The organism is Oceanispirochaeta sp., from assembly GCF_027859075.1.
Classification (GTDB): domain Bacteria; phylum Spirochaetota; class Spirochaetia; order DSM-2461; family DSM-2461; genus Oceanispirochaeta.
The window spans coordinates 1-22,056 of sequence record NZ_JAQIBL010000318.1; the positions used below are offsets into that span (position 1 = coordinate 1).

Sequence of the window (22,056 nt, forward strand, 5' to 3'; positions counted from 1 at the left end):
AGGAAATTTATCGATTGTTTCTTCAATCTGCTTTCGTTTTTCATCTGCATGTTTAATTTCGAGTATTTTTTCAACACCCTCAATCGTAGAGATCGAATTTTTTAACTGCCACTTCCAAACTTTCCATTTTAATAATACTTCATCAGAAACTTCATTATCATTTAACTTATCTCTTATCAGGTTCGTCATTCTTTTCTCCTTGAAAATAAAAAAAAGGCACTCTAATTCTATTAGATTTTTAAATTCCAATAGAATTAGAGTGCCTAAGTTTCGCCATTACGACTCGCATTATAGCATATAATATACTATAGTTCATTGCCCTTTAATTCCTTGAAATTGATTCAAAATAAATAAAAGACCCGGAACAGACCACAGTTCTAAAATAAATATTTTTCATACAGGTTTTCATCATTTGAGTATCCGTGCATTGGAACTCCGATTGTTTGAATTGACACTGCTGTGCATCGTCAACCTCACAAATCGAATACTGGCTTGTATTACTTCACATTACCGGTGCAGTTCGTATAGTAGCATATTTTAATATCTTAGTACACTGTATGGGTCCAAAGGCCCTACCCCATACTCTATAAATGGTAAGATATATGTGATTTCAGCATTCCATGGGAGGGAAGGTTACTATGATATTAAGTGTGAGCAGACGGACAGATATTCCTGCATTCTATGGAGAATGGTTCATAAACCGCCTGACAACAGCTGAAGTAATGGTTCGCAATCCTATGAATGCCAGACAAGTCACGGTTATTCCATTGTCACCTGAGAATGTGGACTGTATCGTCTTCTGGACCAAGAATCCCTCAGATTTTCTTCAATATTTGGATCAAATCGATTCCCTGGGGTACAAATACTATTTCTTATTCACCCTCAATTCCTATGACAAGGGAATCGAAGAGAATGTGGATTACAAAAAGAAGATCATCCAGACCTTTCAACAACTCTCAAACAGAATCGGACCTGAAAGAGTGATCTGGCGATATGATCCCATCATCCTCAGTTCCCGATATGATCTGGCCTATCATTCAAAGGGATATGAGTATCTGGCGAAGACCCTGGCAGGGTATACTCAGGAATGTGTCATCAGTTTTCTGGATCAGTATAAAAAAATCGAAAGTAATATGAGACGTCTGGATGTCATGACCCCCGAGTTCTCTGACATAGAAATCATAGCCGATAGACTAAGCTCCATTTCCCGTCAATATGGTATGAGGATGTCCAGCTGTGCTCATAAATTTGATTTATCCCGGTACAATATATCTCATAGCAAATGCATCGATGATGATCTTATTGAAAAAGTCACCGGCAGAAAGATAAGAGTGAAGAAAGACCCTTCCCAGCGGGAGGTATGCGGCTGTGTGGAAAGCCGGGACATCGGATCATACAATACATGTCAGCATTTTTGCCGGTACTGTTATGCAAACTGCGGTAGAGACGCCGTGAGAAAGAATATTGAACAGTATGATCCCCACTCTCCCCTCTTATGTGACAGATTGAAGGGAGATGAAGTGATTTCAAAATATAGGAAATCAAAGTCACTTATCGTGGAAAATGAAAATCAGCAGGAGCTTATGTGAAAGCCTTTAGAAACAGAATCACCATAGTAAACAATAATGATTTTTTTTGCCGTAATTTCCTCTTCGAACCAGTACTGATGATAGAAAGATGTCCACTAATAATATTATTGTTATATACAGCTTTATATGGCAAGTTATATTTGATTGCTGTTGTTCTCAATGCCTCCTGGTGGGAGGCAAGACTTTAAGGACTTGAAAAGTTGAATACCAAAGGGAGAAGATGCGATGGAAAAGATACGCTTTGCAATAGTGGGCTCGGGTTGGCGGTCAAAGTTTTTTTTACGGATTGCTGCCGCCCATCAGGATCAGTTTGAAGTCTGTTCCATGCTGGTCAGATCAGAAGAGAAAAAGCGGCTATTCCGGGAAGACTTCGGAATGGTATGCACCACATCCAAAGAGGATCTATTATCCACCAGGCCTCAATTCGTTGTCATTGCCGTCGGGAACTCCGATATCTGCAAGGTCTCGCTGGAGTATCTTGATCGGGGGATTCCCGTGCTTGCCGAAACACCGGCGGGCATATCTGTGGAGGAATTAAACGCCTTATGGAAGGCGCAGACACAGAAGGGAGGAAAACTCCAAATAGCCGAACAGTATCAATTTTATCCCCGCTACTCTGAGATTATCAGAGAATGCAGGACACTGGGAGACAGGCAGAATGTGTTTATCTCCTGTGTCCATGGCTATCACAGTGCCAGCCTGGCCCGTCTGCTACTGGGTCTGCAGAATGAACAGTTCACTGTATTTGGAAAATCCTACTCCTATCCCATCACTGAGACAGATTCAAGAGAAGGAATCATCACTGACGGAAGAGTCGCCGAGAAGGAGACAAGTATCCTGACAATCGAGTTTGAGAATGGCAAAAATGTCTTCTATAATTTCAGCGGCGTCCAGTATCACTCATTGATTCGGACAAGGCATCTGATGATTCAGGGCTCCCGAGGGGAGATAGACGACTTAACAATTCGATATCTGGATGATCAACAGAAGGCCGTCACGAGAAAGATTACATACCAACGGGACCCCTTTCTTCCAGAGGATGAGACAGCCATCAGGAAATGTCTTATCGGGATGAAAGATTACATAGACAGAGGCATCGAGTTCTACCCCCTCTCTGCCGCCCTTCAGGATGCCTATATTTCAATCCTCATGGATGAGGCTGTCCAGACGGGAACAAGAGTACAATCCCGAAAACAGAGTTGGCAGGAACCTGCTCTGTAAGGATATTGACACTTAACATTACAAACTTTTATGGGAGAAAATTTTTATGAACATACTGGGTATCTCTGGAAGTCCGCATATCAATGGAAATACGGCCTATTCTGTTCAATACGCATTAGATCAGCTGACTGATTCAAAAATTGTCACAAAATATATTTCTTTGGCAAACAAGACGATTAATCCCTGTCAGGGTTGTTTTAGTTGTGCAAAGAACAGTAGATGCGAATTATCTGATGACATGGATGAAATTTATGAAATAATCAGATGGTGTGATGCCATTGTAATCGGTTCACCTGTTTATATGGGAATGGTCTCGGGTCATGTAAAAGTCTTTATGGATAGATGTGTTGCCTTCAGATCCAATAGAGACAAATCCTATGAATTATCCGGAAAGATGGGATGCGGGATTGCCTGCGGTGGATTTAGAAATGGTGGTCAGGAGACAACATTGCAGAATATTCATACATTTTTATTACAACAGAATATCAAGGTCATCAGCGACGGTTTTCCCTATTGTCATGCCGGCGGTACAATTGTAGGCAATGCCGAAACCGATGACATTGGACTGCAGACCATAAAGAATTTAATGACCAACCTGATAAGAATGAATCCTGTATAAAATGATGAAAAGATAGATGTAAAGGGAAACGCCCAGCCAGGTGTTAGTTCTCATTATTGCAATTCCGGGGAATTCTGTGTTTCATTTATACAACAGCTACAGTATTTGACAACCTCTTTAAATTTATATGCAACATTTGTGCAGAGCTTAGTGATACTGGTGGTTCTTGTAATAATCCACCCACTGAGAAATCCTATATTCCATGAATGATTGTCGGCATGAAGAACGTCAATTGAACAGTGAGGCCATATTATCAGGATTGTTTTCCAAAATGGAGTCTGCATGATTCATTCCAATACTTCTGCCAATCCGTATATGAGAAGAGAATCAGTCTGAGACAGATACTGGATTTTAATCCAGTCATCTGAGCGGATAACATTGGATATTCTAAACTCATCCATTGTATGAAGAAGACTCTCTTCCAAAACAGCGCCAGAATAACCCAGGTAAAAATCATCGGGAGCATCTGAATTTATGGTCCCTGCTCCATTGCTGACGATTATAGAGCCAACATACTGATTTCCATCTTTATAACTCAGTAGAGTTGTCGCTACGGTCTGTGCTCCATCCCAGGTGATTGCCAGAAAAACCCAGTGACTTGCAGTTAACAGGCCTTCCTCCTCTTCATAAGAAATAGGGGATATGATTATGCTTTTGGCGTATTCCAATTTGACATGGGAATCTGAAGAGTTACCATAGACCCTCAATGCTCCCTTTGAGAAGAGATTGTCTCCCGAAACACCGGTATTGAAAAACCAGCCGGTATAGGTCACCGGCCCGAGATTACTGATAGCCGGCGTTGTCGTTACGGCAATTCGATCCGGACCATTGTCAAAAGATGCTCCGTCACCGATAAAACCAGGGATTGAGGTAGGATTTGTCGGAGGATTGGACAATCCATGATGGCCCTTACCCGAGCTGTCTGTGTACTGGGGGGAGGGTGCATTCAGATGCCATACGGCCTGATAGTCGGAATTCCATACCTGAGAAGAATCTAGCAACCCTGTTTCTGTATCATTGCCGTAATACATCCATATTCCAGTGCTGCCTCCAGCGGGAAGGCTGGGAATCTTCACCCAGAGTATGGTCTCCCCTCCAGAATTCCAGGTATCATCAATCTCATAGGCATATTCACTCAAAAGATCAGATGAAAAGAAAGCCAGATCGGATCCGTCAGTCTTCAATTGACCGTAATTTATTCGGGAAGAATTAAGAACAACCATAATAGGAAAGTCAGACAGAGTCTCTGTTGAGCTGGCATGATTGATCGTGAGCTTTTTCCTGTTTCTCCAGCCTTCGCCCGTAAGGGGTGTCTGGATTGGAGCATCAGTATCTAAAGGTGAATCTGACAAAGCCGCATCCACCTGATTAAGAAGATCCCAGGCTCCAGGATCAGAACACGCAGCCAGGAGGATAAACACTACTAAAAAGAATACATAATGTAGAAAAATTTTAAACAATATGAAATCCCACCTGATTATAATATAATAAAAATATGAAATATATTACAACTAAATTAGTAATCCTTAAAAAAATTGAATAAAAAATTATATCTTTTATGTATTATATCTCTAGTCATTCTCAAAACAATTGAAGCGGCACCGAGTGATGATGGAAAAAATCTCCACCATGCCATAGGGCTGGAGTTGGGGTTTCTTAAAGAATTGAATAATGATTCACCTTATGGGATTCCAGCCGGTATCGGTCTTTTTTATCAGTTTACCGGTCCTCCCCGTTTCCCTGTACTCCTGGGAGTAGATGTGAACAGTTATGGGTTTCCTCCCTTAGACGATGGATATGAGACCTCTCTGATGCTTGTTCCGAGTCTCTCAATTGGCTATGGATATCAAGTTTCACTTCATAGGGAAGCATCTATCGGTATTTTTCCTGTATTGAAATATGGTCAGTATATTCGCCGTTTTACCTATGAGGGAAAGGATTATCAGGGGTCGCGTCCTGTTTTGTCAGGAGGAGTGGAATTCATACTGTTTTCAGAAATGAAAATTCTCTTTTCTTTTGGTTTTTTTTATACACTCTATCTGGATGATCAACCAATCAATTTCCTTGCTTACAGGAACAGAACCGGTTATGTTTTTTAGTGTGTTAAATAAAAATGTATTTATATTTATTGTCATATATCTGCTTCATATAAGCTCATTATATGCGGAGACAGCCCTCTTCATACTGACCATGCCTCCAGGAGCAGTGGTAGAAGTTGATGGACTATCCCATGGTACTAGCCCTCTCCTGATTAAAGGCATGGAAAAGGGGGATCATTCTCTCAATTTTATTCTTGAGGGGTATGAGGACATGTCACGGACAATAGAACTTGTTTCAGACACCCCACAGGAACTGACCGTTTCTCTGATTTCCCGCTACGTAAATTTGTCAATCCCCGACACTCAACAGGCAGCAGATTCAAAGGAAAAATTAATGTCCATACCCTATGGTCAATACAGCATTATACGGGGAGCAAATGGAATAGAACTGACGCCGAAATACCCCCGACAGGCACTCATCAGCGGATTGAATATCAGCATACCCCTTATGGCAAGTTTCTCTGCGGCACTGACTGTTAACGAGCTGCAGAATCCGCATTACAGCAGGGCGAGCTTATCACCCTTCGTCATTGGGACATACATATTGAATGCTCTTATGGTTGGCCTGGATTCGATCCTCCATATCCATAAAAGCAAATACATTACCCTTGCTGCAGAAAGGATCACAACCGATAAGGAAAATAATAAAAATGCCAGGGAATTGTATGATTCCGCAGGGGAAAAATTACAGTCAGGAGATTTCACTTCTGCTCTTAATGATTATGTAACAATTATCTCAAACTACAGGAACACTATTTTTCATCCCCTTGCCTTATACAAAAGGGGACAAATACATATGATTCTCAGCCGGGAAGACCTGGCGGAAAAAGATTTTTTGACAATTATAAATAAAATGCCTCTGGCAGAGCTCTACGATGGATGTTTTTGGAATCTAGCAGAAATCAGTCTGCATAATTCAGAATTTACACTTGCTCTGACCAGGCTTGACCAAATTCTCAATGTTGACGAGTCTATCACTCCTGAAATTGTTCAGAACAGATACAATGAGATTCTAAAATTACAGAAAGAAAAGAGAAATGCAATAAGTCCGGATACAAATCCAACAGATCCTGTTAATCCTGATGCGTCTTCAGAATCTCCACAAATGAGTCTTGATGAGACAGAAACAAATCAATCAGTTGAGGATCAAAATGCTTTCCCTTCTCTTGAATGAGCAAACTAACGGCTTTATGAATAGGCCACGCTTCTTTATAGGATCGTTTGGAAGTCAGTGCATCAAATACATCAATAACACAGATAATACGGCCTGAGATTGGAATTTCCTCACCAATCAAGCCTTCAGGGTATCCCGATCCGTCATATTTTTCATGATGATACAAGGCAATTTCCGCTCCCTTTACCAGAAATTTACTACTGCAGTCTTTCAGAATATTATAACCACTGACTGTATGGGTTTTTATAACATCGAATTCTTCTACAGAAAGAGCACCCGGCTTTAACAGAATATTATCAGGTATCGCCAGTTTCCCCAGATCATGAAGAGCCGAAACCTGAAGGTAGAGAGACTGTGTCTCTTCATCATGCCCGAGAAGTCTTGAAAAAAGAGCCGCCATTTCTGCGACACGGACCGTATGAGCCCTCGTTTCGGGGTCCCTGTATTCTGCAGCAAGACTGAGAGTATTCAGAGCTTCAAACTCTCTCAGAATGACTTCATGTTTTGAATCTTCTTCGGCCTGTATCACTAATTGTAATCGTTTATACATATGATTCAATGATGAAGTCATATTGTTGAACTCATATGCCAGCAGTCCGATTTCATCAGAATATTCAACACTTACTTTTTCTTCAAAGTTCCGTGTTCTTGCTATAGATTGGATTCCTTTTGTTATACGTTCCAGAGGATTCAGGAGTGTCCGAAGAAAGAGAGAGACAATGATTGAAGCCATACAAATGATAATAAAAATCAACCAGTTTTCTATGGTTGCCAGCTTCCCGATTTCAGTATAAAAAGCACTTTTCCTTTCTAAAATGAAAAATTGCCATTCCATAGAGGGAAATGAAAAGGTTCGGCCAATCCATTGTTCTCCCTGGAGAGACAAATCTATCCACTGAGATTTTCCCGCATCAGTGGCACGATTGAGCGCTGTAGATTCCTCTGGCTGCAGGTCCAAATCAGAACTTGAAAACAATAAATTATATTTATTATCAAAAAATAGAATGATTTCATCATCGGAATGAATGAGGTCCATCATATATAAGGAGATAGATTGAATACTGGCCTGAATATATATTTCTTCTTCCAGAAATTGATTCTCATCAAGAATCTGCCATTGTCCAATTATGTATTTTTCGAGTTGATCACTCTTATAAAGAGTAAATTCATTTCCATTATTTTCTATGGCTTTATAAAAAAACCAATAGGCAATTTGATTACTGACAATGAGGGAGATCACTAAAATAGGAATAATGATGAGAAGTATCTTAAACCTGAGACTTAATCCATTTTTTTTAAATTTTTCTTCAATCAACGAAACCTCACTTTGTAAGGGAAGTAGAAATCAATTATACTGAATGAATAGGAATTATCCAATTGGCTCTCCAAATTAAAAAAACAGTCATTAAAGAACTTGAACAGGAACTGATCAGTACCTCAAATGAACCTGAAAGGCCGAAATTCCTTCCCAACCATTCCGGTGTCGGTCTGCCTGTATTAATCTGGATATTTACAGCAATTATTCTTCTTCTTTTTTATATCATAGGTGGTTATATAATAAACAATTCTCAATTAAACAAAACTGGTCCAGTGGAAATAACCCCTCAAAGGAATGACTCTCTCCTAAATACATTTAGAAATGAAGCTGAAAATACGATTACGCAGAAAACTGAAGAAGTCTCTTTCTACAAACAGAAAGTCAGTGATTATGATAGAACAATAAACTATCTGCAGAGCCTGATATCAGGCCAGAATAATAGTCTTATGGACTCTGAAAATGAAGGACTTTCAGAATTTAAGGCTTTGACTAAAGATGAAATACAACAGGAAATTCTGAAAATAACGAAGGATAAGCAGATTGCTCAAGAGCAGATAGATAAAACGAAAAATGAAATAGTTCTTTTAAATAATTCAATAAATAATGATGAGTCGTCCAAAGCATTAAAAAAATTAACTCAATATCAGAGTCTGCAACAACGGGAAACTATTCTGACAAATCAAATAGTTGGATTGTATAGCCTGGTAATAGAGAGTATTCAATATGGAAATTATGAAAACGCCCGACTCGGTCTGCAATCGTTAGAGACCATTCTGAAAGGAAATTTTTCTGATGGTTTGAATCAATCTATAAAACAGGAAACTCTGTATCTGGATATCGCAGATTTAATGAAAGATTACATCCTGTTAAAAAACAACGGGGATGAGGTCATAGTTGATCAAATATCCGGTAGCTTATCAGAAGCAGAGAGACTGATCAAAAATGCTCACAACCAGACTCTGCTTGGAAACAATGGAACAGCAATTGAATATTATAGAAAAGGACTGGCTTTAATCCCTTTTATGGACCTGGCCGCTGAAGAAATCAGAAAGTTTGAACAGCTGAAATTGGAGCAGCCGAAGGTTGAAACAGAAGAAAAGCCAATCATTGAAAATCCGACTCCCCCGAAACCTGAGGTTTATGCCATAACTCAGGTTCCGATATCTGAAAAGTTTCTACTTGGCGTTGTCCAATCCTTAGAAGATGCTCAGATCGTTGTCAAACTTTTGACTAAGGAAAAGGTTTCAAATGGAGATAAGTTTATAATCAAGAATCTTGATCTGAATGGATCCGAAACCATAGTCGCACAGGGAACCATTGAATCGGTCAGTGATTCAACTGCCACTGGAATCATAACAGCAAGGAAAGAACGATATGTTTTCAGAATTTCAAAAGACCTGGTATTCATGATATCAAGCTCTTAAGTCTGATTAGCCGAAAAATCAGAACAGCCGGCACAATCCTGATTTTCCTTGTGTTTCTATCATGACGATGTATAATAAGTACACTCAAATGAGAGTCATAAGGTATCCATGAAAAATCTTCCGAAACTAAAAAACACAATACGACTCCTGCTGCTGATCTTTCTGACCCTATCCTTTGGAAATTCATGCAAAGGTTCAAAAGAAAAGAAAAATACTCTGCCCGAACAGGCGGGTATCATTCTCGGTTTTTCTCAAATAGGGGAAGAAAGTGCCTGGAGAAAATGCAACACCCGGTCGGTCAAGGAAGCGGCACTGGAAAGTGGTGTCCAATTGGTATTTGCCAATGCCGAGCAAAAGCAGGAAAATCAGATTAAGGCGATTCGTTCTTTTATTGCCTATCTGGTGGATGTGATAGCCTTTGTTCCGATTGTAGCCGATGGCTGGGATAACGTACTCCGGGAAGCCAAAGATGCGGGCATTCCTGTGCTGATTACCGACAGGAAAATAAATACGGCAGATAACAGCCTTTATGCTGGTTTTATCGGTACAGACAGTCTGGAAGAAGGAAGAAACGCAGCCCTCTTTCTTATTAAGAAGTTTGGCATTAAGCCGGGAGAGTCGGGGAAAGAGTTTAAACCCATCAATATAGTAGAATTATCAGGAACAGAAGGATCTTCTGTTGCCACAGGAAGAGCCGCTGGTTTTCGTGAGGTTTTAGACGAATATCCTCAATTTAACATTATTCATAGCGAATCGGGAGATTTCCTTCGCTCCAAAGGCTATGAGCTGATGCATTCCATTCTTGGGAAATACAAAAATATTGATGTTGTCTTTTCTCACAATGATGGAATGACCCTGGGGATCATCGATGCCATGACTGAAAAGGGGATCAAACCGGGCAAAGATATTGTCATTGTCACAATAGATGCCGAGCAGGCGGCCATTGATGCTCTTCGTCTGGGAAAAGTGAATTTTGTCATAGAGTGCAATCCGAAAATGGGGCCGGAAATCATGGATCTGGTGCAGAGACTGGTAGCAGGAGAGAGAATTCCCCGTCTCCAGCATGTGGATGAACAGGTTTTTTACGAAACCGATGATCTTTCTATTCTAGAACCCCGCGGGTATTAACTTGCATAAGATATTCTCGAGATTCGAAGGAATCTTTTCGGTATTAAACGGATACAGCATCCGGCAGAAAATTAGAATATCCTATCTCATCATCATCGGATTAATGATAATCCCGCCGATTATCAATATCGCTTCCTTTCTGTTTCAAATCGTACGTTACGATCAGATCATTACCAATGTAAGCAAAACAAACAGTCTGAACCAGAGTGTAAAAACGGATGTTTCTGATGAAATCTGGGACATTGTTGCCGGTAACAAGAAATTCAACCAGGGAAATCAATACGAAGTCATAGATTCCATCAATGCCAGCCTTAAAGAAATCATGCGGACCACCGCTGTCACCAAAAACAGACAGATGCTGGAGGTGGCCGGCCGGGCCGTAGATACTCTGAAGCGGAATGTCGACCGCCTGGGAACTCAGATGGAAGACCGGTCACCCGTCAGTGAAAACGAAAAAATACTGGATGAAATCCGCGGTGTCTCCGCACTGGTCTCGGATATTCTTCAGGATTTTATTGTGCTTGAAATTGAATCGGCAACCCGGACCAATGAAAGTATTAAAAGAACGGCCATGATTCTGATGGCCCTGCAGATCCTCATCCTTTTAATCGTGACCGCTTTCGTGATCCTCGCCCAGCGCTCTGTTTCGGAAAGCATCAATAGACCCATCAAGGTGCTTGAAGAACTGTCTGCAAAGATTGCAGAAGGAAACCTCTCGGCCCGGGCCGATCTTCCCCATGTAACGGAACTTGATAACCTGACCGAGAATTTGAATATTATGGCGGCTAAAATACAGGAGTTAATTGCCGCCAATATAGAGGAACAGCAGAATTTGCAAAAGTCGGAAATGAAGGCCTTACAGGCACAGATAACGCCGCATTTTCTTTACAATACCTTCGACACCATCATCTGGCTTGCCGAAGGGCAGAAGAATGAACAGGTTATCGATATAACCCGGGCCTTTTCAAATTTCTTCAGAATTTCCCTCAACCGCGGTAAAGACTGGCTGACTGTAGAAGAAGAGTTTGAACATATTCAAAGTTACCTCACAATACAGAAAATTCGGTACAGAGATATTCTGGATTACAAGATCGACTTTCAAAAGGAGATGGCTGAAAAACCGGTCCTGAAGTTACTTTTACAACCCCTGGTGGAAAACGCTTTGTATCATGGTATAAAAAATAAACGGGGCCGCGGGTTCCTGTCTGTCCGGGGTTGGAAAGAAGAGGGATTTTTATGTTTTTCTGTGGAGGATAACGGTATCGGCATGACAGAAGAGCATTTAAAAGAGATTACCCAGCAGATTGATGGAGTCGTAGATCCAGCCTCACTCAGTAATGTCTATGGATTGTATAATGTGAACAGAAGGCTTGAACTGTATTACAACCGGAATACAAAATTGGAAATCCTGAGTCATTACAAAAAAGGAACCACCGTATCATTCAGGGTTCCAGAGGTTGAAGTCAATGTATAAGGTTTTTCTGGTAGAAGATGAAATCGTGGTCCGTGAGGGTATACGAAACAGCATTCAGTGGGACCAGACTCAATATGTCCTGTCGGGGGAAGCGGCCGATGGGGAAATGGCTCTCTCCATAATGAAAGACATAAAACCGGATATCCTGGTCACTGATATAAAAACACCCTTTATGGATGGACTCACCCTATCAAGGATCATTAAAAAAATACTGCCCTGGGTTAAAATCATTATCATATCCGGCCATGATGAATTTAAGTATGCCCGGGAAGCCATTTCAATCGGTGTGGAAGAATACCTGTTAAAACCGGTCTCCGCCTCAGATCTTATGGCGTCTCTGGATAAGGTCACCCGGATCATAGAACAGGAAAAGGCAAACCTGACGAGTCTTGAAAATCTTAAAAAGCAGGTTCACTCCCATTCGGATATTCTGAGGGATCGCTGGCTTTGTGATTTGGTAACGGGAATTGTAAAATCCGAAGATGCCATTGAAAAAGCAAATGAAATGAATATTGATCTCATTGCACACAACTATCTAATAGAAATCATTGCATTGAAGACTTCCGCCGAGACCTCTTCTGAACTGATCACGGTGAGATTGAAAATCAATGCCCTCCTTGAAAGTCATCCCGATGTCATCTGCTTTTCACGGAGCAGAGAGACAATCATACTCATTCTAAGGAATATATCCCATGAACCACTGGAAGAGACAGCCTACACTCTGGGTCAGGCCATAAAATATGAAGTTGAAAGAACGACCAGTTGTGTTGTCTCCATTGGTATCGGTTCCGTTGTTGAGCGTATCGGCGGTATCTCCCAATCCTTCGCAGACGCAGAGCAGAGTCTCAAATACGTGGCAAGAACCGGCCAGAAACTGATTATCGGAATAAAAGACCTGGACTCGTTTTCGGAAATAGATTTTCTCCGTCTGGATGGTGATCCCATAGCAGAACGGATGCGATACGCCAGGCGGGTCGATATTGATGACATAATTACCCATTATATAGAACTGATAGGTGATCAGACGATCCAGTCGACCATGTTCAGTTATTATCTGCTGGGAGATCTGATCATTGCTGCGTCAAAGATCATACAGGAGCTGGGTGGCGAGATCCAGGATGTGATTCCCTCACTGTCGCAAAAAGCAAAACTGGCAGAAATTGGCGGCTCTAAAGAGATGTTTTGCAATGAAGGGCGGATGATACTCGAAAAAGTAATTGAATTCCGGGAGTCCAGGGTAACCGGCAAGTATCATTCAATGATTCAGAAAGCTAAAACCTATATTGACAATCATTTTGCCGACCAGGATATATCACTCCATTCAGTGGCTTCTGAAGTGAGTGTCAGTCCAAATCATTTCAGTACAATATTTTCACAGAAAACAGGGGAAACCTTTATTGAGTATCTCACTCATGTGCGTATCTCACGATCAAAACATCTTTTACTGACAACAAAAATGAGAAGCGCCGACATTGCCTATGAATCAGGCTTTGGAGACCCCCATTATTTTAGTTTTATCTTTAAAAAAAATACTGGCAGGACTCCCCGTGATTTTAGATCCGCCAGAGACCAGAAAATTTAACGGATAAAAACACACCTTTCCCGTAAAAAATCTTCCACTTATAGAAATTGAAGCTCCTCCCCCTCCCATCATGTAGAAAAATGAACAAAACTCCGTAATTTATCTCATGTACTTGTGGATACGGGGGGCTTAAGATCTACTCACGGTGCATAAGGGATCCTGCATTGAGTTCATTATTTATGATCCTGTTTCAATCTGCTTTCCTGCCTGTCTTCTGATTATAAATGAACACTAAAATCTATAATGCATATGAATTTCATATGGTGTAATCCGACCTTTTCCATACCGGCTTGTGCCGGGCGAGAGAATGTGTCGTAAAAAAATATAGGAGTGTTTTATGAAAAAAGGATTACTATTTTTGTTCATAGTATCGATGGCAATGTCTGCCTATGCCAATGGGACTTCAGATGCCCCTGCAGCCGCAGCGGATGGAGAAAAAAAGTGGGTCGTTGGTTTTTCACAAATCGGTTCTGAGAGTGAATGGCGAACTGCCAATACAATTTCAGTTCAGAATACTTTCAATGATGATCCCAGTTTTATCTTGATTTACTCTGATGCACAGCAGTAACAGGAAAATCAGATCAAAGCCTTGCGCACATTTGTTGCCCGAAAAGTGGATTGTATTCTATTCACAGCTCTGGTAGAAACCGGATATGGCCCTGTTCTCCAGGAAGCACAGGATGCAGGAATTCCTGTTATTATGATCGACCGTGATGTTCAGGAAGCCGACCGTCACCTGAGACTGACTATCATGGGTTCAAACTTTGTTGAAGAGGGTGAGAAAGCTGGAAAATGGCTTGCTGACTATCTGAAAGCACAGGGTATCGACGATGGTACAAAACCCATCAATATTGTTGAACTCCAGGGAACCACCGGTTCAGCTCCTGCTATCGACAGAAAAACCGGTTTTGCCAATGCTATGAAAGATCATCCAAACTGGGAAATTACCCGTTCACAGACAGGAAACTTTACGACTTCTGAAGGTAAAGCCGTTATGGAAGCTTTCTTGAAAGCTGATAAGGGTATTCAGGTTCTGTATGCTCATAATGATGGTATGGCTCTTGGTGCCATTCAGGCAATCAAAGAAGCCGGTTTAAAACCTGGTAAAGACATCATCATTGTTGGTGTTGATGCAGTCAAAGGTGCCTTTGAAGCCATGGTTGCCGGAGAAATGAATGCCTCCATCGAGTGCAGCCCCCTCCTCGGCCCTCAAGCCGTTCAGGCTGTTCGTGATCTTCGTGATGGAAAAACACTTCCTGGAAGAATCTGGACAAAAGAAGGTATATACGATCAGACGAATGCCGCCGCTGCATTACCAAGCCGGGTATATTAAGATCAGCTCTTGAATATTTGCTGATATGATATTTCACCCCGTCCTGCGGGGTGATTTTTTTCAAAGCTATGTATCCATAGAATAGTACCAGGAGGTATGGGAATGTCCGATCGAACTCCGATCTTGGAGATGAAAAAAATACACAAAGTTTTTCCCGGAGTAATAGCTTTATCTGATGTTGACTTTCGCCTTTTTACAGGAGAAGTCCATGCAGTTATGGGGCAGAACGGAGCAGGAAAATCAACACTGGTCAATGTTTTGACCGGTGTCTACAAACAGGATTCGGGAGAAGTTTTACTGGAAGGGAAACAAATCAAACCGGATTCTCCTCTGGCAGCACAAAAATTGGGAATAAACACCGTTTATCAGGTAGTCAATCTCTGCCTGAATTTAACAGTAGCAGAGAATATTTTTATTGGTAAAGAACCAATGAAATTCGGAATGATCAATGGAAAAGAAATGAACCGGATGGCTCAGGAAGTTCTGTCCCGTTTAAATATAAATATAGATGTCACTCAAATTCTCTCCTCATGCTCCATCGCTCTCCAGCAAATGGTGGCCATTGCCCGTGTCCTCGATTCAACAGCCAGGGTCCTGATACTGGATGAACCAACATCGAGCCTGGATGAAAGTGAAGTGGAACAGCTTTTCAAGGTCATCAGAAAATTACGGGATGAAGGAATGGCGATCCTCTTTATTACCCATTTCCTGGATCAGACCTATCAGATCTCCGATAGAATCACAATTCTGAAAGACGGATTATTTGTGGGAGAATATAAGACCGAAAATCTTCCAAAGCTGGAATTGATCACAAAAATGCTGGGTAAGGAACTCTCGGAATTCAGTTATTCCGCCAAAAATAAATCAACCAAAGACGATTCTTCAGGGAATGAAAATACATTTTACTCAAACGAAAATAATCATCTGCTACAGGTCAAAGATTTGGGCCTTCAGGGTGACATCGCCCCCTTCAGTTTAGAGCTGAACAAGGGTGACGTTCTGGGCCTTGCAGGTCTATTAGGTTCGGGCAGAACCGAAGCGGTAAGGCTTATTTTTGGAATTAATACTCCTGACCAGGGAACCATTTTCATGGATGAAAAAAAATGCAACATAGCCTCCCCTAAACACGCCTTGATGGAAGGCATTGGTTTTTGTTCTGAAGATCGAAAAAATGAAGGCATTTTTGCCGAACTGACGATCCGTGAAAACATTATCCAGGCCCTTCAGGCCAAGCAGGGAATTCTCAATTACATTTCGATAAAACAGCAGCAGGAAATTGCTGATAAATTGATCAAATCATTGGGGATTAAAACACCAAGCTCCAATGTTCCAGTGGGAAAACTCAGTGGTGGAAATCAGCAGAAAGTACTTCTGGCACGCTGGCTGGCAACCAATCCGCAAGTCCTGATTCTCGATGAGCCTACCCGGGGAATCGATGTGGGTGCCAAACTCGAAATCATGGAGCAGATTCTGAATCTTAGTAAAGAAGGATTAGGCGTCATATTCATCTCCTCGGAGTTTGAAGAAATTATCCGCTGCAGCAATAAAATTGCCGTCCTGAAAGACAAAGAAATGATTGCAGATCTTCTGGGTGAGCAAATGACAGAGAACAGTATTATGCGAACAATAGCAGGAGGTAAATAAACATGGTGGATCTGACAGCCTTTACAAAAAAGAAAATTTTCTGGCCTCTTGTTGCTCTGGGAGTCCTGATGCTCTTTAACCTATTTTTTACACCGAATTTCTTTCGTCTCGAAATCAAAGACGGGCATCTCTACGGAAATTTAATTGATATTATTAAGAATGCGGCTCCCATCATGTTGATGGCCATTGGCCTGACCCTGGTTATCGCCACAAAAGGGATCGACATTTCTGTCGGTTCCATTGTAGCGATCTCGGCCGGGGTTGTCGCCATGATGATTGGAAGCGGCACAACACCCCAATTCCCCTTCGCTGTTGCCATAGGGGCGGCTCTTCTCGTTTCGGTTCTGGCAGGGGCGTGGAATGGAATGCTCGTTTCCAGGCTGGGGATGCAGCCGATTATTGCCACCCTGATTCTGCTGGTTGCAGGCCGGGGAATTGCCATGGTCACCACGAACGCGATGATAATCTGGTTGTATGCCAGACCATTTGCCATCATCGGCCAGGGATATTTTCTGGGCCTGCCATTTTCAATTTATATTGTGGCAGTCCTTTTATTCATCACCACAGTTGTAACCCGGCGAACCGCATTGGGTCTTTTCATCGAATCGGTAGGAATCAACCGGACCGCAGCAAGGTTTACAGGAATAAACGCCAAAAACATTCTTCTTGGTGTATATATGTTCAGTGCCTTTGCTGCCGGAATGGCGGGGATTGTTGTCTGTTCCACCGTCATGAGTGCCGATGGAAACAATGCAGGGGATGGATATGAAATGAGTGCCATCCTGGCGGTCGTCCTGGGGGGAACCTCCCTCAATGGCGGAAAGTTTTATCTCTACGGCAGCATGGTGGGAGCCTTGATTGTTCAAACTCTGACAACAACAATCTATGCCTTTGGTGTGCCTCCTGAAATTTCAAAAATCGTGATTGCCGCGGTTGTTATTTGTGTCAGTTTACTTCAATCAAGGAAGTTCCGTTCACTATTTATGCAGATGTTTGGAAAAAGGGCGGTACAGGAATGAAATTGAAAATAAGCATCAATCCGAAAAATATTTCTCTCTTCGTCACCATAGCACTCTTTGTGATTATGTTCGGGGGCGGTTCGATTTTCTTCTATGGGTTCTTCTCATTGCAGAATTTCCTGAACCTGTTTATAGACAATTCATATTTACTGATTCTGGCCGTGGGTATGACTTTTGTTATTATTTCCGGAGGAATTGATTTGTCCGTAGGCTCTGTACTTGCCCTGTCGACCATGATGTCATCCTTTCTGCTGGAGAAAGCACACTGGTCCCCCTTTGCAGTCATACCAATGGTTCTCCTAATTGGGGCCTTATTTGGTTTCTGTATGGGCTATATCATTCATACCTTTGAACTGCCGCCCTTTATCATTACCCTGGCCGGCTTATACCTGGCCCGTGGACTGTGCTATGTCATCAGTATCGATACCATAGGGATTACTGATCCCTTCTGGAAGGGCGCCGCCAATATAAAGATTCCTATGGGGAATAGTTTTATTTCACCCAGTGTCGTCATCGCCCTCTTTGTTGTGCTGGCGGGTTTATTTGTTTCCCGGTCCACAAAATTCGGCCGCACTGTGTTTGCCATCGGGGGAAACGAACATTCAGCCATGCTGATGGGTCTGCCTGTGGCCCGTTCCAAGATAATGATTTACTCCTTAAGCAGCTTTTGTGCCGCCCTGGCTGGAATTGTATTTACCTTTTACACCCTGTCAGGATATGCCCTCAACGGTAAGAATATGGAAATGGATGCCATCGCCACCGTCGTCATCGGCGGAACCCTCCTCACCGGAGGGGTCGGTGGTCTGCTGGGAACTGTTTTTGGGGTTCTCGTTTACGGAACCATCCAGATCCTTATTGTATTTCAGGGAACCCTGAACGGCTGGTGGACCAGAATTGCCATTGGTTTTCTCGTGTTTGTCTTCTGTCTGCTCCAAAGCGTATTTGAAAGTAGACAAGGCAGAAAACAAGTCAAAATCTCGGCGAAGTAAGCTCTCCTGTTTATAGAGCAGAAAGCCATTGAGACAGCATGGACTGGCTTAATGGCTTTCTGCTTCACCTTGTGGCGGTTCTGAACTTTGTAAGGTCCTTATTATTTTGATTCAGGTTTCGAGTCTTTCCTCTTTCTATTGACCATTATAGATTATAGTATTATATTTAATGTGCATATGCACTTTAACAAGATGGGAGACAATAATGGATAAAAATGATAGAAGAATCGCATTCCCGACAAATGACAGAATCAATGTAGAAGAACATTTTGGCCATGCAAAGGAATTTGCTTTTGCAGACGTAAAGGATGGAAAAGTTATTTCAACAGATTACGTCACACCGCCGGCTCATGAACCGGGTGTAATTCCTGCTTTTGTCGGAGCACAGAAAGCAACTGCAATTATTACAGGCGGTATGGGCGGCATGGCCGTAAACCTGTTCAAACAACAGAATATCGAAGTGATCCTTGGTGCGAAAGGTACGATAGAAGAGACTCTTAAAACATACCTGGAAGGGGAACTGGCTTCTACAGGTTCAGCCTGTGATCATGATCACCAGCACTAAACTGAACCATTAGAATTATAAAGAGGGATTAACTTCCCTCTTTTTTTTTGCTTTTTCCATATATTTAATGAACTTAATCAGTCATATTCTTTCCGGATTTTTTCATTGGCAATAACCGGTTTAATCATATTCTGCCATTTTCTATGGATGAAAGTCTACTCATAATGTGCATATACATATTAATTAAATGAAAAAACTTTGACTAATTATTTTTCATCGACTACAATTGATGTGCATATGCATATTATAGTGTCTTTAAAATTCTTTTTAAGGCAGTCGAATTTGCGGGTTCAGTGATTCTCTGAAATAGTAATGACTTAATAAAAATATTGCAGGAGGTATTGTTATGTTTGGAAATAAAAAAGGTCCTGAAAACCAAGGGGCAAAAACAGGAAGAGGATTAGGAACCTGCAGCGGCAGTGAAAATCCGGGATTTGAAAGCAATGAAGCACCCATGGGAATGAGACGTGGAAATGGTTTTGGTTCCGGGATGGGTTATGGCCCCGGAATGGGAATGGGCCGCGGTTTTGGAAGAGGTTTCGGAGCGTCCGGTGGATATGGCAGAGCAATGAAAAAAGGCCCAGGTTCTGGTGCTGACAATATGGTATCAGACAATACTGAAATTAAAGCACGCCTTGATTCCATTGAAACCTTATTAAAAGAAATTAAAAAATAATAGATTGGGACTGCCTGAGGAAAACCCAGGCAGTCTCCTACGGAGAAATATATGATATTAGCATTGTGCAGTACAGGGAAAGAGCTTCAATCAAGAGTCGATGAGAGATTTGGAAGAACAGCTTTTTTTTTATTTTATAATACAGACACAGCCGAAAGCATCGTTATAGAAAACAGTGCAAAAGAAGCCAAAGGTGGTGCCGGTGCTTTAGCAGTTCAACAACTCGTTGACAATCATGCTGAGCTCTTAATCGCTCCTGAAGTGGGACCGCAAGCCCTGGAAGCACTCAATAAATTTAAGATCCCCGCCTATAAACAAGGTGTTGTGACAACTGTTCAGGATGCCATCAAAGCCTGGGAGAACAAAACACTGGATAGTATTAAAGATCCCGGCAATAAAGGGCTGCATAAGGCATAAATATGAAAATTGCTGTATTAAGCGGAAAAGGAGGGACGGGGAAAACCACGGTTTCCAATAACCTGGCAGCACTCCTCCCTGACGCAACTTTAATTGATTGTGATGTAGAAGAACCCAACAGTCATATTTTTATGAATCCTGAAATAAATCTGGAAGAAGATGTACAAGTCTGTTTTCCGGTAATAAATGAGGAAAACTGTATTCATTGCAGGAAATGTGCAACTTTCTGCAACTACAATGCCATCATAGCCAGCAGCAATATGACCTTGCCCATGAAAGAGATTTGTCATGATTGCGGCGGTTGTGCCCTGGTCTGTGAATATGATGCCATAAATTATGAATATCGAAGGATTGGTAAGATCTTCAGCGGGAACAGCCGATTCTCGACAAAACTTGTTTACGGTTCATTAAAGACCGGTGAGTTGTCGGGGGTGAAAATCATCAATCGTCTCAAAGAGATTACAAAAGATGATCCACTGGTCATATTAGACTCCCCTCCAGGAACATCATGCTCGACTGTAGCGACTCTTGAAGGCTGCGATTATGCCTTGATTGTGACCGAACCTACCCCCTTTGGGGTCAGTGACATGAAGATGGTTGTCGAAATGCTTAAAGAGATGAAGATTCCCTTTGCTGTTGTGATAAATAAAGCAGGACTGGGGGACAATGAAGTATTCGAATATTGTCGATCTGAAAACCTGAAAATTATGGGAGAGTTCCCCTTTGATCAAAATATCGCGCAAGCCTATGCCGTTGGAAAACTGGCAATAGAAGTGAATTCAGAAATTCGCAACAGTTATTATGCTCTATGGGAAAGGATACAGAACAAAGTGGAGGCTCTTTATGGCAATAAATGAAATTGTTGTGATTTCCGGTAAAGGGGGCACAGGAAAAACGTCTATAACAGCATCGATACTCCCTTATTTGGAAAACGCAGTCGTTGCAGATTGTGATGTCGATGCCCCGGACCTTCATATACTTCTCCATCCTGTTGAAACAGCTTCCAACACATTCATAGGGACAAAAAAAGCAAAACTGGATGCTGAAAAATGCACCGCTTGTATGCTCTGCTACAATCACTGCAAGTTTAATGCTATCAGTGAATTCCTTGTATTCAATCCGATGAAATGTGAAGGATGCGGTGTCTGTGAATTGGTATGCCCGGTGAATGCTGTAATACTGGAAGATACTGTAGTGGGTACAATTTATCATGGTGATACTGACTATGGGCCGATGGTACATGCCAGATTAATTCCAGGAGAGGAAACATCGGGGAAACTTGTCTCAGCCGTGAGAAAAGAAGCAAAGAATATCGCTGAGGAAAAGAATTTTCAAACTGTATTAATTGATGGATCACCCGGGATTGGCTGCAATGTAATATCATCTATTACAGGAGCTGGCAGGGTAATCATTGTCACAGAACCAACCATGTCTGGTATTCATGACATGAAAAGAGTTCTGGATATAACAGAAAAATTTTCCGGGAAAGCTTATATTATTATCAACAAATCCGATCTCTCTGAGGATATGAGTAGAGAAATAGAAAAGGAGTCTGAGAGAAGAGGCGCTCCTGTCGTCCTTAAACTCCCTTTTTATAAAAATATGGTAAAAGCCATAACATATAAAAAAATACCCTCACTGGCGGAAAAGGATTTTTTCTCCAGTCATGGATTCGAAGAATTTATCCGGATTCTAAAGAAATAAGTCTTTGAATCTCAACAGGATATAAGTCTCTGAAATCTCAATAATTCAAAAAAAGAAAAATCAAAATATATGACATAGTAA

Annotated in this window: 22 protein-coding genes; 19 read left to right on the forward strand and 3 right to left on the reverse strand. The window is 41.6% G+C overall.

Going from position 1 to position 22,056, the window contains the following annotated elements:
• On the reverse strand, positions 1-189 hold a 189-nt coding region (locus PF479_RS18015; protein WP_298009612.1), incomplete at its 3' end, for a hypothetical protein.
• Between the two features lie 449 nt (positions 190-638).
• Between PF479_RS18015 and PF479_RS18020 the strand changes: the two genes are divergently transcribed.
• From PF479_RS18020 to PF479_RS18030, 3 genes are all read left to right on the forward strand, one after another.
• A complete protein-coding gene (locus PF479_RS18020) occupies positions 639-1,589 on the forward strand; it encodes a DUF1848 domain-containing protein (protein WP_298009615.1) in 951 nt (316 codons plus the stop codon).
• Positions 1,590-1,814: 225 nt separating this feature from the next.
• Positions 1,815-2,810: a Gfo/Idh/MocA family oxidoreductase gene (locus PF479_RS18025; protein ID WP_298009617.1), complete on the forward strand. Its 996-nt coding sequence runs from the start codon at positions 1,815-1,817 to the stop codon at positions 2,808-2,810.
• Positions 2,811-2,856: 46 nt separating this feature from the next.
• The gene (locus PF479_RS18030; RefSeq protein WP_298009621.1) at positions 2,857-3,429 is read left to right on the forward strand and encodes a flavodoxin family protein; all 573 of its coding nucleotides are present in this window, start codon (positions 2,857-2,859) and stop codon (positions 3,427-3,429) included.
• A gap of 287 nt (positions 3,430-3,716) precedes the next feature.
• On the opposite strand, the gene PF479_RS18035 is transcribed toward PF479_RS18030, so the two are convergent.
• On the reverse strand, positions 3,717-4,889 hold the full coding sequence (locus PF479_RS18035) for a DUF2341 domain-containing protein (RefSeq protein WP_298009624.1): 1,173 nt from the start codon (positions 4,887-4,889) through the stop codon (positions 3,717-3,719).
• A 75-nt stretch (positions 4,890-4,964) separates the two neighbouring features.
• Here PF479_RS18035 and PF479_RS18040 point away from each other — a divergent pair, with 75 nt between their 5' ends.
• Together PF479_RS18040 and PF479_RS18045 are read left to right on the forward strand one after the other, a co-directional pair.
• Complete coding sequence (locus PF479_RS18040; RefSeq protein ID WP_298009627.1) at positions 4,965-5,528, forward strand: hypothetical protein; 564 nt, start codon at positions 4,965-4,967, stop codon at positions 5,526-5,528.
• Entirely contained in the window at positions 5,518-6,702 is a 1,185-nt protein-coding gene (locus tag PF479_RS18045) for a PEGA domain-containing protein (protein WP_298009629.1), read from the forward strand. The genes PF479_RS18040 and PF479_RS18045 overlap by 11 nt, the downstream gene beginning before the upstream one ends.
• Here the strand turns inward: PF479_RS18045 and PF479_RS18050 are convergent.
• Positions 6,602-8,017 carry an HD domain-containing phosphohydrolase gene (locus tag PF479_RS18050; protein ID WP_298009632.1) on the reverse strand — a complete coding sequence of 472 codons (1,416 nt, stop codon included), beginning with the start codon at positions 8,015-8,017 and terminating at the stop codon, positions 6,602-6,604. The two genes, PF479_RS18045 and PF479_RS18050, sit on opposite strands and share 101 nt — an antisense overlap.
• Positions 8,018-8,079: 62 nt before the next feature.
• On the opposite strand from PF479_RS18050, the gene PF479_RS18055 reads away from it, so the two are divergent.
• The 14 genes from PF479_RS18055 (at position 8,080) to PF479_RS18120 (ending at position 21,975) form a co-directional block, all read left to right on the forward strand.
• Complete coding sequence (locus PF479_RS18055; RefSeq protein ID WP_298009635.1) at positions 8,080-9,444, forward strand: hypothetical protein; 1,365 nt, start codon at positions 8,080-8,082, stop codon at positions 9,442-9,444.
• Positions 9,445-9,552: 108 nt separating this feature from the next.
• The gene (locus PF479_RS18060; RefSeq protein WP_298009638.1) at positions 9,553-10,572 is read left to right on the forward strand and encodes an ABC transporter substrate-binding protein; all 1,020 of its coding nucleotides are present in this window, start codon (positions 9,553-9,555) and stop codon (positions 10,570-10,572) included.
• A 1-nt stretch (position 10,573) separates the two neighbouring features.
• On the forward strand, positions 10,574-12,046 hold the full coding sequence (locus PF479_RS18065) for a sensor histidine kinase (protein WP_298009640.1): 1,473 nt from the start codon (positions 10,574-10,576) through the stop codon (positions 12,044-12,046).
• Positions 12,039-13,628: a response regulator gene (locus tag PF479_RS18070; protein ID WP_298009642.1), complete on the forward strand. Its 1,590-nt coding sequence runs from the start codon at positions 12,039-12,041 to the stop codon at positions 13,626-13,628. Before PF479_RS18065 ends, PF479_RS18070 begins: the two co-directional genes overlap by 8 nt.
• Before the next feature lie 337 nt (positions 13,629-13,965).
• Positions 13,966-14,196, forward strand: coding sequence for a hypothetical protein (locus tag PF479_RS18075; RefSeq protein WP_298009646.1), 231 nt, complete (start codon positions 13,966-13,968; stop codon positions 14,194-14,196).
• Between the two features lie 12 nt (positions 14,197-14,208).
• Positions 14,209-14,961 (forward strand): ABC transporter substrate-binding protein, encoded by a 753-nt coding sequence (locus PF479_RS18080; protein WP_298009671.1) that lies wholly within the window; start codon positions 14,209-14,211, stop codon positions 14,959-14,961.
• A gap of 102 nt (positions 14,962-15,063) precedes the next feature.
• Positions 15,064-16,605 carry a sugar ABC transporter ATP-binding protein gene (locus PF479_RS18085; protein ID WP_298009648.1) on the forward strand — a complete coding sequence of 514 codons (1,542 nt, stop codon included), beginning with the start codon at positions 15,064-15,066 and terminating at the stop codon, positions 16,603-16,605.
• A 2-nt stretch (positions 16,606-16,607) separates the two neighbouring features.
• The gene (locus PF479_RS18090; protein ID WP_298009651.1) at positions 16,608-17,624 is read left to right on the forward strand and encodes an ABC transporter permease; all 1,017 of its coding nucleotides are present in this window, start codon (positions 16,608-16,610) and stop codon (positions 17,622-17,624) included.
• Positions 17,621-18,613, forward strand: coding sequence for a galactofuranose ABC transporter, permease protein YjfF (yjfF, locus tag PF479_RS18095; RefSeq protein ID WP_298009654.1), 993 nt, complete (start codon positions 17,621-17,623; stop codon positions 18,611-18,613). The genes PF479_RS18090 and yjfF overlap by 4 nt, the downstream gene beginning before the upstream one ends.
• A gap of 205 nt (positions 18,614-18,818) precedes the next feature.
• Entirely contained in the window at positions 18,819-19,178 is a 360-nt protein-coding gene (locus PF479_RS18100) for a NifB/NifX family molybdenum-iron cluster-binding protein (RefSeq protein WP_298009657.1), read from the forward strand.
• A 346-nt stretch (positions 19,179-19,524) separates the two neighbouring features.
• Complete coding sequence (locus tag PF479_RS18105; RefSeq protein WP_298009660.1) at positions 19,525-19,854, forward strand: DUF5320 domain-containing protein; 330 nt, start codon at positions 19,525-19,527, stop codon at positions 19,852-19,854.
• Positions 19,855-19,905: 51 nt separating this feature from the next.
• Positions 19,906-20,271, forward strand: coding sequence for a NifB/NifX family molybdenum-iron cluster-binding protein (locus PF479_RS18110; protein WP_298009663.1), 366 nt, complete (start codon positions 19,906-19,908; stop codon positions 20,269-20,271).
• Between the two features lie 2 nt (positions 20,272-20,273).
• Positions 20,274-21,128: an ATP-binding protein gene (locus PF479_RS18115; RefSeq protein ID WP_298009666.1), complete on the forward strand. Its 855-nt coding sequence runs from the start codon at positions 20,274-20,276 to the stop codon at positions 21,126-21,128.
• A complete protein-coding gene (locus PF479_RS18120) occupies positions 21,115-21,975 on the forward strand; it encodes an ATP-binding protein (RefSeq protein WP_298009668.1) in 861 nt (286 codons plus the stop codon). Before PF479_RS18115 ends, PF479_RS18120 begins: the two co-directional genes overlap by 14 nt.
• Positions 21,976-22,056 lie beyond the last annotated feature (81 nt).